This window comes from Desulfobacter latus (genome assembly GCF_013389365.1).
GTDB classification, from domain to species: domain Bacteria; phylum Desulfobacterota; class Desulfobacteria; order Desulfobacterales; family Desulfobacteraceae; genus Desulfobacter; species Desulfobacter latus.
The window spans coordinates 1-12,578 of record NZ_JACADJ010000092.1; the positions used below are offsets into that span (position 1 = coordinate 1).

The following is a 12,578-nucleotide window of genomic DNA, read 5'->3' on the forward strand; positions in this document are numbered from 1 at the left end:
GAAAACCTACTGGACCGATTTATTTCACACTTAGATTTGGACCCTATCTTGATAAAAAATACGCCTCAATACGAGGAACTGATAAACTACGGTGCTATTAGCGCCTAAATTTGTCCGAACCATTGTTTTGAAGGATGCCAAAAATTTTGATAAATTAAATACAAAGGTGGTATCCCCCACTGAATTAGTGATGGAGTTAGAAATATGAATACACAAACAAGACCGGTTTCTGAAATTAACCGTCAGGCTACTCACATTCTATTCAAGGAAATGGGGGTTGTTGATACTATTCGATTTCTCAACCAATTTTCTGTGGGCCAAGGAGACTATACAAAAGAGCGTCATACTTGGCTAAATGATATATCAATGAATGATGTCATTTCTCAGATTAAAGCCGAAAAAAAATAAATCCCAATAGGGATAGGACTCCCCATTACTGAGGAGCCCTCCCACACCACCCGGCATACGGATCTCGTACCAGGGCGGTTCGGCTGATTTAAGGCATCAGTTCCCGGGTAGATACAATCCTTTGTCGATGAAATATCTTTCAGGCATGGCAATGGCAACCTACTTGATTTTACTCATGTGCCAATACTTTTTGCGGGCATTGCCGCAAAGCATGGCATCATGGTGCGAAATACCAAGTTTTGAGCTTGGTTTTTGAAAAAACTTGGCTGTTACAACCTGCTCGGCAATTTGCCCCCCGGCCAGCTGAGCTGCCCGTTAAAGTGCGACACGAGGTTGGATTATTGGCTGTTTGACGGGCCTGTCGGTCCTGACCAAACCCGGCATTCTCCTGCCGGTACCCTAGGTGGCATGCGGTTTCCGATGCATCCGGTAACGGTGTGAAGCCCAACCGACAAAGTACCGAATTCCGCGTCTGCGGAAGGGGTGGAAACCGTGAGGCGGATACCCTCCTGGAAGCCTCAATCCGGGTGAGGGCAAGGGGTTGGATGATATGGTCAAATTAATTGAATACTTGTACAAAATAATAGACAAGTTTAAAATCAATTATTATACTTGTGCTATAAAAAGAACAAGTTTGGAGAATGTTATGAGAATTGTAAATTTTAGTGAAGCACGAAACAATTTAAAAAGTATTTTGAATCAAGTGGCAGACGATGCTGATTACACAATCATCACACGTCGTGATTCAGAGGACGCTGTTGTAATGTCACTGGAGACTTTCAATAGCTTCATGGAGACTTTTTACCTTCTCAGGTCACCTGCCAACGCGGCACATTTAATAAAATCTATTCAACAATTTAAAAATGGGAAAGTTCAGGAAAAAGATCTAATAGATGAATAGAAAATTAGCCTGGACCGGGGAAGCATGGAAAGACTATCTCTACTGGCAAACACAAGACAAAAAGACACTGAAAAGAATCAACAAACTCATTAATGACACAATGAAGCAACCATTTGAGGGCATAGGGAAACCTGAGCCATTGAGAGAAAATCTATCTGGGTTTTGGTCCCGAAGGATTGATGATACAAATCGTTTGGTTTACGTTGCCGATGATGATTTTCTTACAATCATTTCATGTAGATATCATTATTAAACCATGGAATCGAACAAAACGCTTAAAAACCGGCCGCTACACAGCACCTCCGGTAAAACGTGTTTGGATGGAATCCTTCCGGTTCAACCAATGCCTTAGCGTTGATCGGGGGATTCCCAACTTTTCAACTACATTTAGAATTGATGAAATTGCGTTTACAAACTTGCCAATACATTCCGGGCCATGTTAAAGTCCCCCTGAAAATTCCAAATTAATAAATATAAAATATTTGAGGCTGCTCTGACTATCCGAATCGGACATTTTATCAGTATTGACCATCTGATACTGGGGATTGCGCTGCCCCGTTATATCCAGTGTAAAGGATCAGGTACCGATACGGATGTTATAACTTTTAGCATGCGTTCCTGGGAACAGGTAGACAAGGGGTTCTCATCCGGGGATATCAATGCCGCGTTCATGGATATTGCCCAAGCCATGTATCTGTTTGACAAAGGCTTGGCCATATACCTGCTTATGTTCACCCACAGGGCAGGCAGTAGAATCATTGTACCTGCGCATATTCAACGATTGGCGGATTTTAAAGGAAAAAGTGTTTTGATCCCGCACAGACTCAGTATTCAGCACATGCTTGTACACAGGCTGTTGAGCGCAGGAAAACTGGAAATCGCCGGTTTGGGCGAAGGGGAATCGGAAAAAAGCGTCGATATAGAATCAGTACCATGTGCCCTGATGACGGAAATGGCAAATTCGGATCTTGACCGTGATATTGCAGCCTTTATCTGCCCTGCCCCCGTTGGTGACGTTGACGTAGAAAAAAAAAGATTCAGACATCTGCTCATCTCCCGGGATCTGTGGGAAAATCACCCGGGAAGCGCATTTGTGGTACACCAGGAACTGCTTAAAACCAAAGGGGAAGATTTGGCGCTGATGATCCGTTGTCTGCTTGACAGTGCCCGGCAGCTTGACCACTATATGTCCTCCCAGGATGCTGTCGAAAAAGAGATTGAAAGCATGTCAGCCTCTTTTTTAGGCCTTTCCGTCAACCAGACGCAAATGGCACTTGAAACATCGGGGATAACCTATTGCCCAAAACTTCTGGTACCGGATATGGAAATTTTAAACATCGTGCTTGATTATATGTGTACAACCATGGCGGTCATGCCGGCCGGTATCGACCTTGATGGATTTATCAGACCGGAATTTATTCATACGGCTCTATCGGAAATATAGTACTTGAAAATAGATATTGAAAAAATCTGTAAATCCTACGATGGGCCGGGGAAGAAACACCATCAGATTCTCAAGGATATTTCCTTTTCTATAAATCCAGGGGACTTTGTGATTATTCTGGGTGAATCGGGTTGCGGGAAAACCACCCTGCTGAACTTGCTGGCAGGGCTTGAACTTCCGACCTGCGGTCAAATCCGGGTGAGCGGCAGCCCTATTACCGGTATCCATCCATCACGTTCCATGCTGTTCCAGCAGCCGGCCCTGATCCCCTGGCTCAGCGTTAAGGAAAACGTGGCCTATGGCTGTAAAATCAGAAAAGACACCCAGGATCTGGAATACCGGGTAAACCAGTTTCTGGAAATTATGGGACTGGCAGGTGCGGCTGACGTAAAACCCGGTCAGCTTTCCCTGGGCATGGCCCAGCGGGTCTGCCTGGCCAGAGCCCTGGTGGGACATCCCCGGATCCTGCTGCTTGACGAACCGTTTGCCTCTTTGGACACCTTTACTCAGGCCCATATTCAGGAGGAACTGATAAACTTATGGATGTCGGAACGCTTTACGGCGGTCTTTGTCACCCATGACATTGATGAAGCCATACGCCTTGGAAATAAAATTGTGGTTCTGGCAGGATCTCCTGCCGGCGTATCCGATATTTTCGATATAAACTTCCCCTATCCCAGACAGCAGAATGATCCTGTGATAGAAACATTGAGAACCGATATTCTCAATCGGTTTAAAATTGCATATTTAGCCAAACGGAGTTTTGCGGATGGGATTTAACCATGTAACGCCGGTATCCTTCAAAGGCATTTCACGGCGAAATTTTTTAAAAACAGCAATACAAGCAGCCGGTGCAGCCGCTTGTGCCCCCATGCTGTTTCCGTATCCGGCAGCGGCAAAAAAAAGGCCTTTAAAAATAGGTTATCTGCCCATTACAGATGCCACCCCCTTGCTTGTTGCATATAGTCTGGGCTATTTTTCCCATGAAGGACTTCATGTGGAACGACCGGTCATGGTACGTTCATGGAATATACTCTCCGAATCCTTTTTAACGGGCAAATTTGATTTGGCTCACATGCTTTTCCCCATTCCTGTGTGGATGCGATTCAAGCAGAATATACCTGTCAAAGTATTGGCCTGGAATCATACCAACGGCAGCGCGGTTACAGTCAGAGCAGACTCCGGTATCAACCGGTTTGCGGATCTTTCGGGAAAACAGGTGGCTGTGCCCTCGTGGTATTCCATGCATAATCTGGTCATGCAGTTAGGCCTTCAAGTCCAAGGGCTTGAACCTGTGATCCGTCCGCCGGGTTCAACGCTTGCCCCCCACGAGGTGAACCTGTTCATCCTGTCGCCGCCGGATATGCCCCAGGCGCTTTTGGGGAAAAAGATAGACGCATTTATCGTAGCAGACCCCTTCAACGCCCTGGCCCAGGAAAAATTTTCGGCAAAAATTATGCGATATTCAGGAGATATTTGGAAAAACCATCCGTGCTGTGTCATCGTCGCCAATGATCATCTGATCCAAGAAAGCCCCATAGTAATGCAAAAGGCGATAAATGCCATTGTAAGAGCTCAGGCGTGGTGCCTGAAAAATCCGCAAGAAACCGCCCACCTGCTCAGCAGGGACGGAAAAGGATTTCTACCGGTAGGGGAATCTGTCCTTAACCGGGTTTTTGGCGCCATCCCCGAAAAAGAATTGATACACCCCCAGTGGAATGTAGAAAGAATCGGTTTCCAGCCTTTTCCGTTTTCATCTGCTACCCGATTTATTCTGGAACAAATGAAAAAAACCAAGGTTGAGGGGAACACGGATTTTCTGACGCACCTTGACACAAACACAGCGGTTTCACAGCTTGTGGATGACCGTTTTGTCACAAAGGCGATGGACGACATGGGGGGGATGAAAGAATTCTGTCATTGCGATATGGAAAATGTATTTACCAGGGAAGAAATCGTTGAAATCAACTGAAAAAAATTCCCAGGACCAAGCCGTACAGATGGCGTTATCATCATTTTTTACTCAAGTATGGTCGGATTGGAAATATGAACTGACCGGCTTTATTCTGTTTGTCTTTGCCTGGGCAGCGGTAACGCAATTCATCTTTACCCGACCCGAATTATACCATTTTAAGGGATTTCTGCCCGGCCCAACCCTTGGGGCCCTGGCAGACGCCTTTCATAATTCCAAATTCTGGATATCCGTTTTTGCAAGTTTGCGTAGAATTGTTGTTGGTATCGCCATATCAGCATTGATCGGACTACCATTGGGTGTATTGATCGGTTTTTTTACATCTCTTCGCAAGCTGACGTATTCACCGATTCAATTTATAAGAATGATCAGTCCCCTGTCCTGGATGCCCATTGCATTGCTTTTATTTACAAGCTTTGAATCTGCTGTTCATTTTTTGATTGTCATGGCGACAATTTGTCCTATAATACTGAACACAGCCATTGGTGTTATGAACATCAATCCCCAATGGTTGAAAATGGCTTTAAACCAAGGTGCCAATAACGTTCAACTCCTTCAGACGATCGTTCTTCCATATTCCATTCCCCACATGATTACCAGCATCAGACTGGCACTTGGAATTGCATGGATTGTTTTGGTCCCGGCAGAGTTTTTAGGGGTATCATCGGGCTTAGGATACTTGATTAACGATGCCAGGGACACCATGGCATATGACAAACTTATGGCCATAATCATTGCCATCGGCATACTGGGATTTATACTCGACAGAATTTTCCAGAAATTGCAGTATAGCTGCAACTGATCATGGGCCGGTGATGTTTAAGAGATATGATTTTTAATTTTTTTATACAATACCTTTACAAGACATAAGGAGCATTTTATGGCGGTAGACCCGAATATTAAAATTGTTGTGGCAGATGATTCAGGTACCATGCGGATAATGTTCAAACAAATTCTGGGGAAAGCCGGATTTTCAAACCTTGTTATGGCGGTGAACGGTTCAGACGGCATTGAGAAAGTAAAAACTGAAAAACCTGATCTTGTCATATCCGACTGGAACATGCCCACGCTGAATGGCCTTGAATTTCTCAAAGAATTAAGGGCCTCTGAGGAATTTAAGGACCTGCCGTTCATCATGGCCACGGCCCAGGCTGACATGGGCCAGCAGAAAACCATCCTGGAAGCCGGCGGTAATGCCCATTGCCCGAAACCCTTTAATGAGGAAGAAATTACACAGGCCATTGAAGCGGCCTTCTCCGGAGGAATGAAAAAACAACGGGTAACCAAAAAAAGAAGCATTATCGGAGGACGCGTTGAACTCAAAGTTGCCCACATTCAAATCACCGACCACCTTGCATTAGGCGCCTTAAAACACCGGATTAATCAAGGGGACGTGACCCCCCGGCATTTTGACCTGTCCACCAGCCTGATGGGTGGATGGAATCCCATACAGGAAGGTCTTGAAAGCGGAGAAATCGACTGCGCCTTTGTTCTGGCCCCCATTGCCATGGATCTGTTTGCCTATGACTCCCCTATTCAGCTGGTCCTGTATGCCCACAAGAACGGTTCCACATTTGTGCGCTCCCGGCATTATGATCACAGGTTTGACTCTTTGCAAAGCTTTTACAAATATAAAGTTGTGGATATCCCGCACAAAATGTCGGTTCACCACATGCTTGCACATAAATTTTTAAAAGAACTGGGGCTGAAACCCGGTGTCCCAGGAAAAAAAGCGATTAATGTGCGCTTTGAGGTGGTTCCCCCAATTAAGATGCCCGGCATTATGAAAGAAAATGAGGATGTGGGTGGGTTCATGGTTGCCGAACCGGTTGCGACCAAAGCCATCAAGGGGGAAATCGGCACCCTGGAATTTTATTCAGCCACACGATGGGAGAATCATCCCTGCTGCATTGTGGCCATGCAAAAGGACTTTATTCAGAAACACCCTGAAGCTGTTCAGGAGTTTGTATCCTTACTGGTGGATACCGGTGAGTATATTGAAAACGATAAGGCCCGGGCTGCCGATATTGGTGTAACATTTCTGGACCCCGAAGGTAAAATGGGCTTGAATCCCCAGGTGCTTCAAAATGTATTTTCCCAACCCATGGCCATCCGTTGGGACGGACTCTACCCGGAAGCAGCAGAACTTGATAAAATTCAAAGATACATGCATGATGTCATGGAAATCGGTAAAATTATTGACCTTGAAAATTTTATTGAACCCCGTTTTGCCAACATCGCATTCAATCGATAAATTTAGGAGTTATGCATGAGAATTACAGATCCCCAAGTCATACTGAACGGAGAAAAAGACCTCATTGCATCTGTCCAAAAAGATCTGGAGCTTGATGCCGTCAGGGATCTATTCAAGGAACGCCTGACCGTAAAAGCGCTTTCCCCCAAAGGCGGCCGGATTGTTGTTCATGACAATGACGTGGCATTCAGGCTTGATTATGAAATCAATCTGAATGGCAGCCTGCTTTTTGACCGGGACGGTAATCTGCTTGAAGAGAATGAAAGTACGGCACAGACAAAAGCCCCTGAGGATGAAGATGAGGCATTGGCATCAGATTTGGATGACGATTTGTCCATAAACCTTCCGAATTATGATGATGAATTGGGTAACACGCCTGAAAAACCCCAGGCAGAGGTTCGGGAATCGGAGGATTTGCCTGATGATTCCCAGGGTGCTGAACCCGGACTGGAAACTGAAGACCTTGAAAGTGACTCTACCGTTGATCAGGAAGAGTCAGAAATTCTTGAAGCTGATGACGGTGATGAACGGATTGATGATTCACCCAAAGAAAATGATATAGAAGATTTAAGCGTTGATGAGCTGACGGATATTGACTTGGAAAGTGAGGACACGGAAACCAAAGAGACCGGCCGGGAGATTGATGACGATATCAGTGATATCCTCCAGGAAAGCCGTAATTTCTGGGAGAAGAAAACAGAGTAATCGAAAAAAATGGGCAAACAGGCTCTAAAACCCAAAATCAGGAGTATTATCGTCAACTACCCCTCGGCTAAAGACCGAGGGGCTTGAAAAAGCCCCAAAGTTGACCAGTCTAAGTGCTTCGAACACTACGTTAGATCGGAAACAGGTACCCTGGGGTGCCTGGGGTGCTCGCCAGCTCCAGGTTCTACGGTAAGTGGTTAAACAGGTTTAAGGGGTTAAGCCGGTGCTGCTTGCGCTAAACCCGGTCATAACATTGACGCGGCAAACATTACCTTGGAAACAAGAGGACTTTAAAATTGAGCGTATTTGTTCTGGATACAAATAGAAAGCCGCAGAATCCGGTACATCCGGCAAAGGCAAGATTGCTTTTAACAGAAGGGAAAGCCGCAGTTTTCAGACAGTTCCCTTTCACGATCATTTTGAAAGAGAAAGTCTTGGACGTGGCATCAAACCCATTGCGGATCAAGATTGATCCGGGCAGTAGAGAGACCGGAATTGCCGTGATTAACGACGATTCCGGAGAGATTATTTTTGCCATGGAACTGAGACATCGAGGCCAACAGATCAAAAATAATCTGGAATCAAGACGAGCCATCAGAAGATCCCGGAGAAACCGGAAAACGCGATACCGAAAACCGCGCTTTGATAACCGGACCAGGGCGGAAGGATGGCTGCCGCCTTCATTAAAAAGCCGGGTTCACAATATCGAAACCTGGGTCAACCGGTTGTGCCGATTTTGCAATATTCAGGCAATTTCAATGGAGTTGGTTCGGTTTGACATGCAGAAAATACAGAATCCCGAAATATCCGGTGTCGCGTATCAGCAGGGGGAACTCATGGGTTATGAGGTACGGGAATACCTTCTGGAAAAATGGGACAGAACGTGTGCCTATTATCGATAAGGCCGTGTTGATTGTAAAGGCAGACGGTCATGGCTCAAGGCAGATGTGCAGGGTAAACAAGTTCGGATTCCCCCGGACAACAGCAAAGTCAACTGAGAAAAAAGTCAAAGGGTTTCAGACGGGCGACATCGTCAAGGCGGTTGTTACTTCCGGCAAAAAGGTTGGAACGTACACCGGGCGTGTCGCTGTCAGAAAAAGCGGTTCGTTTAACATTAAAACAGTGGACAAAACAGTACAGGGCATTAGCTGGAAATATTGCAGGCTGCTTCACGCATCTGACGGCTATTCTTACAATACGACGTGCTAAGGTCCGGTGCCTGGGCTAATATCTTAATTATAAGGAGGGCGGCAATTCCTCCCCTGAGCTAAAGACTCAGGGGTTTCCTTGCCGTATTTTATGAAAAAAACCGTATTGTTTGCATTCCGGGGAGACCCTTTATGCTTTGTACACGTACTTCTCAACGCCCTTGACCTAAAACAGCGGGGGCAGGAAGGATGCATTGTTTTGGAAGGCGAATCCGTCAAACTTGTGGGGCCTATGTCTGAATCAGGGCATTTTTTAAACCCCCTTTACCAAAAAGCAAAGGATGCCGGCCTTATTTACGGCGCATGCAAGGCCTGTGCAACCAAACTTGACGCCCTAGGCCCCATTGAAAAGGAAGGCATCGCCCTGGTCGGGGATATGGCCAATCATCCTTCCATGGGCGCATTCATCGAAAAAGAATACAGAATAATCACATTTTAGGGCTATGATTATCAAATGAGCGCAGGAACGTCCTTTTAATATAAAATACGGCAGTTCCTGCGACAAATCATTTTATTTTTGCCCATAGGCTTTAGCTTTAGCGCCTATTTACCGCAGCATTTCTTATACTTGCGTCCGCTTCCGCAGGGGCAAGGTTCATTACGGCCTACCTTGGTGGAAACAGCAGGTTTGGGTTTTACAATATCACCGGTGGTGAACAGCCAGGCATCCTCCTGCTTTAAAAATCGACCAAGTTCATGGTGTTTTTGAACAACGCCGTTTGTCCGGAAAGTGGCTATGAATTCAACCGTACCGTCCTGGTCTTCAGAACAACCGGCTTCTGTAGAAACAACTTCAAGACCCAGCCACTCGGAATTTTGTGCCCACGCTTCTGTTCCGGCATGGTCGTATCCGTCCCGGTGATCCGGATGGGTGGTGTTAAAAATAAATTCCGTATCAGCTATTGTATAGGCGGTATAACGGGCACGCATAAGCTCTTGTGCCGTCCGGGCAGGTTGTGCGCCGGTAATAATGGGGTCGCAGCATTCGGCATAGGCAAGGTTGCTTCCGCAGGGACATTCTTCCATATTTTTATTTCCTCCATGGAAATCAGTTAGTTTGAATCCCAGGGAAATATCATATGCGCCGCAGTCCGGCAACATTCATCATACATTTTTATTGGAAATGGTCTTAAATTTGTGCTTTCCCGGCCTGGGCCTGGATGGCGGTGATCGCCACGGTATTCACAATATCCGGCACGGTACATCCCCGGCTTAAATCATTAATGGGTCGTTTCATTCCCTGGAGTACAGGACCGATGGCCACAGCCTTTTCCGAGGCACGCTGAACCGCTTTGTACGTATTGTTCCCGGTATTCAAATCCGGGAAAATAAATACGGTGGCCCGTCCGGCTACCTGGGAGTCGGGCAGCTTGGTCATGGCTACGGTCGGGTCAATGGCGGCATCATACTGAATAGGGCCTTCGATGGGAAGATCCGGGGCCTTTTCCCGGGCCATGGCCGTGGCCTGGATCACCTTGTCCACATCTGCGCCTGTGCCTGAAGATCCCGTAGAATAAGAGAGCATGGCCACCCGGGGTTCAATGCCGAAAATGGACGCGGTTTCGGCTGATGTCACCGCAATCTCGGCCAGCTGGGAAGCTGTGGGGTTGGGGTTGACTGCACAGTCGCCAAATACCAGAACCCTGTCTTTCAGGCACATGAGAAAAACAGAGGACACAATGGAAGAACCGGGTAGCTTGGGGATGATCTGAAATGCAGGAACAATGGTGCGGGCCGTGGTGTTCACAGAACCTGATACCATACCGTCAGCATTACCTTTATGCACCATCATGGTGCCGAAGTAAGACGGATCCGTCATGGTGTCCCTTGCCATATCCAGGGTCACGCCCTTGTATTTGCGCAATTTAAAATACGTCCGGGCATAATCGTCCAGCCAAGGGCTGGTATCGGGTTGAATAATCCGAGCCTGGGACAGGTTTAGCCCCACCTCCTTGACCCTGCGCTCAATCGCTTCGGATTGGCCTAAAATGGTGATATCACAAAAAGAGCGTCTTAGAAGTATATCAGCGGCTTTAAGAATTCTGTCGCTATTGCCTTCGGGTAACACAATATGCTGGGGCGCCTTTTTGGCTTTTTCAATAAGGCTGTATTCAAACATTTGGGGCGTGATACTCATCGACTTTCTGGCTGCCAGCCGCTGCCTTAAAGATGCAGCATCCACGTTCGCCTCAAAAACATTTAGGGCCAGGGCAATGCGTCGGGGATCGTCCGGGGAAATCCTGACGCCAATTTGGTCAACAACCTTAATCGCCTTTTGGGTGTCCATCCGGGTCAGCAGAATGGGAACAGGCAATTCCTTCCATTCACGGATAAGTCGAAGGATGGAATCGGGAATGGAAATGCCACCGGTAACCAGAATACCTGCGATATCTGGATAGGCCATGGAAAGCCGGGAGGCAATACTCGTAATAACAATACTGGAGCGGTCCCCGGAAGTAACCACCAGGTAGTTATTTTTAATGTGTGCCAGAAAATTAGGGACCCGCATATCCGCAATCACACATCCTGAAATCTGATTTTCAAGCCCTAACCTGCCGTACAAAACCTGGGCATCCACGGCCGGGATCAAGTCCCGAAACGAAGGACGGCTTAACGCTTCGGTTTCCGGAATGGTATAAACCAGGACTTCAGGACGGTCGATTGCTTCGTCCAAAGCAATTTTGAGGGGCTGCAAAAATTCGGGGGCCACCCGGTTAACCATCACGGCCAACACATCCACCCCTTTGTGGTATAAGCTTTCCACAGAGAGTTGACATGAGGTTATCATGTGTTGAGCATCCTTTTTATGTCCATAGGAGACCACCAGTGCCGGACACCCTAAATCTGCAATAATCATAGCATTGATATCAAATTCAAAGGCCTCGGAACCGGCTGCGAAATCAGTGCCTTCGCACAGGACAAAACGGCATTTTTCCTCAAGGACCTTATACTTGTCTAAAATGGTTTTCATCATTTCTGCCTGACGACCGGAATTGACCATCTGCTTGGCCTCTTCCAAAGTATAGGCATAGGTTTCCTCATACTGCAGCCCAATATTAAAGTTGGAAAGTACCAAATCGATATCGTGGTCCCTGGCGTCTCTCTCGCTTGGATTGATGATTGGCCTGAAAAATCCCACAACCCGGATATCTTTAAGCAAAAGCTGCATAATGCCAAGAACGACAAGAATTTTTCCGTTCCGGGTTTCAGTCGTCGTGATGTAAAGACTATTAGCCATGGGAGAAACCTTTATTATTTTTATATTCCAACTCCCCATTCGCTTATTTTGAAATCAGAAAAGCCAATTTATAATCATGGGGAGTCATTATTTGCCTAAAAAATTAAAATCCTGATTAATTTTAACTTTCAATTCTTATATGGTTTATTTTTTGCATAAAATAATTATGGTTTTGGGTTCCAAATATGACATAATTTTTCTGATAAAAAGTATTAAAACACAATATATTGTGTTTTAAAAATTAACAAAACACTAAAAAAAATAAGCGAATGTGGAGTTCCAAGATTATACAAAACGCAAATAGGATACCAGAATGTAAAAGAAGTCAACTACCCCTCGGCTAAAGACCGAGGGGCTTGAAAAAGCCCCAAAGTTGACCAGTCTAAGTGCTTCGAGCACTACGTTAGATCGGAAACAGGTACCCTGGGGTGCTCGCCAGCTCCAGGTT

The 12,578-nt window shown here is 46.2% G+C and carries 14 protein-coding genes; 12 read left to right on the plus strand and 2 right to left on the minus strand.

From position 1 onward, the window contains the following. Nucleotides 1-204: 204 nt before the first annotated feature. The 12 genes from HXW94_RS16900 to HXW94_RS16950 all read left to right on the plus strand — a co-directional run bounded on the left by HXW94_RS16900 (nt 205) and on the right by HXW94_RS16950 (nt 9,331). Nucleotides 205-408: a hypothetical protein gene (locus HXW94_RS16900; RefSeq protein ID WP_178368080.1), complete on the plus strand. Its 204-nt coding sequence runs from the start codon at nt 205-207 to the stop codon at nt 406-408. 646 nt (nt 409-1,054) lie between these two features. After that, the gene (locus HXW94_RS16905; RefSeq protein ID WP_178368081.1) at nt 1,055-1,309 is read left to right on the plus strand and encodes a type II toxin-antitoxin system Phd/YefM family antitoxin; all 255 of its coding nucleotides are present in this window, start codon (nt 1,055-1,057) and stop codon (nt 1,307-1,309) included. Then, nucleotides 1,302-1,562, plus strand: a complete 261-nt coding sequence (locus HXW94_RS16910) for a Txe/YoeB family addiction module toxin (RefSeq protein WP_178368082.1) — start codon at nt 1,302-1,304, stop codon at nt 1,560-1,562. The genes HXW94_RS16905 and HXW94_RS16910 overlap by 8 nt, the downstream gene beginning before the upstream one ends. A 345-nt stretch (nt 1,563-1,907) precedes the next feature. After that, complete coding sequence (locus HXW94_RS16915; protein WP_343054682.1) at nt 1,908-2,753, plus strand: ABC transporter substrate-binding protein; 846 nt, start codon at nt 1,908-1,910, stop codon at nt 2,751-2,753. Between the two features lie 3 nt (nt 2,754-2,756). Beyond that, on the plus strand, nt 2,757-3,533 hold the full coding sequence (locus HXW94_RS16920; protein ID WP_178368083.1) for an ABC transporter ATP-binding protein: 777 nt from the start codon (nt 2,757-2,759) through the stop codon (nt 3,531-3,533). Continuing rightward, nucleotides 3,523-4,725: an ABC transporter substrate-binding protein gene (locus tag HXW94_RS16925; RefSeq protein WP_178368084.1), complete on the plus strand. Its 1,203-nt coding sequence runs from the start codon at nt 3,523-3,525 to the stop codon at nt 4,723-4,725. Before HXW94_RS16920 ends, HXW94_RS16925 begins: the two co-directional genes overlap by 11 nt. Next, entirely contained in the window at nt 4,712-5,527 is an 816-nt protein-coding gene (locus HXW94_RS16930; protein ID WP_178368085.1) for an ABC transporter permease, read from the plus strand. Before HXW94_RS16925 ends, HXW94_RS16930 begins: the two co-directional genes overlap by 14 nt. A 78-nt stretch (nt 5,528-5,605) precedes the next feature. Beyond that, nucleotides 5,606-6,979 (plus strand): ABC transporter substrate-binding protein, encoded by a 1,374-nt coding sequence (locus HXW94_RS16935; RefSeq protein ID WP_178368086.1) that lies wholly within the window; start codon nt 5,606-5,608, stop codon nt 6,977-6,979. Between the two features lie 15 nt (nt 6,980-6,994). Beyond that, complete coding sequence (locus tag HXW94_RS16940; protein ID WP_178368087.1) at nt 6,995-7,684, plus strand: hypothetical protein; 690 nt, start codon at nt 6,995-6,997, stop codon at nt 7,682-7,684. A gap of 296 nt (nt 7,685-7,980) precedes the next feature. Beyond that, the gene (iscB, locus tag HXW94_RS16945; protein WP_218576778.1) at nt 7,981-8,586 is read left to right on the plus strand and encodes an RNA-guided endonuclease IscB; all 606 of its coding nucleotides are present in this window, start codon (nt 7,981-7,983) and stop codon (nt 8,584-8,586) included. Continuing rightward, a complete protein-coding gene (locus tag HXW94_RS19305; protein ID WP_218576779.1) occupies nt 8,570-8,893 on the plus strand; it encodes a hypothetical protein in 324 nt (107 codons plus the stop codon). The genes iscB and HXW94_RS19305 overlap by 17 nt, the downstream gene beginning before the upstream one ends. Nucleotides 8,894-8,971: 78 nt before the next feature. After that, nucleotides 8,972-9,331: a cytoplasmic protein gene (locus HXW94_RS16950; protein WP_246294160.1), complete on the plus strand. Its 360-nt coding sequence runs from the start codon at nt 8,972-8,974 to the stop codon at nt 9,329-9,331. Between the two features lie 104 nt (nt 9,332-9,435). Here HXW94_RS16950 and HXW94_RS16955 read toward each other — a convergent pair whose 3' ends face one another. Together HXW94_RS16955 and pta are read right to left on the minus strand one after the other, a co-directional pair. After that, complete coding sequence (locus tag HXW94_RS16955; protein ID WP_178368088.1) at nt 9,436-9,918, minus strand: YchJ family protein; 483 nt, start codon at nt 9,916-9,918, stop codon at nt 9,436-9,438. Between the two features lie 103 nt (nt 9,919-10,021). Then, the gene (gene pta / locus HXW94_RS16960) at nt 10,022-12,130 is read right to left on the minus strand and encodes a phosphate acetyltransferase (RefSeq protein ID WP_178368089.1); all 2,109 of its coding nucleotides are present in this window, start codon (nt 12,128-12,130) and stop codon (nt 10,022-10,024) included. Nucleotides 12,131-12,578: the final 448 nt, after the last annotated feature.

Bases quoted from the DNA above. Each gene is read 5' to 3' on its own strand.
- HXW94_RS16900 (WP_178368080.1), top strand. From the start codon at position 205: ATGAATACACAAACAAGACCGGTTTCTGAAATTAACCGTCAGGCTACT.
- HXW94_RS16905 (WP_178368081.1), top strand. From the start codon at position 1,055: ATGAGAATTGTAAATTTTAGTGAAGCACGAAACAATTTAAAAAGTATT.
- HXW94_RS16910 (WP_178368082.1), top strand. From the start codon at position 1,302: ATGAATAGAAAATTAGCCTGGACCGGGGAAGCATGGAAAGACTATCTC.
- HXW94_RS16925 (WP_178368084.1), top strand. From the start codon at position 3,523: ATGGGATTTAACCATGTAACGCCGGTATCCTTCAAAGGCATTTCACGG.
- HXW94_RS16935 (WP_178368086.1), top strand. From the start codon at position 5,606: ATGGCGGTAGACCCGAATATTAAAATTGTTGTGGCAGATGATTCAGGT.
- HXW94_RS16940 (WP_178368087.1), top strand. From the start codon at position 6,995: ATGAGAATTACAGATCCCCAAGTCATACTGAACGGAGAAAAAGACCTC.
- HXW94_RS16955 (WP_178368088.1), bottom strand. From the start codon at position 9,918: ATGGAAGAATGTCCCTGCGGAAGCAACCTTGCCTATGCCGAATGCTGC.
- pta (WP_178368089.1), bottom strand. From the start codon at position 12,130: ATGGCTAATAGTCTTTACATCACGACGACTGAAACCCGGAACGGAAAA.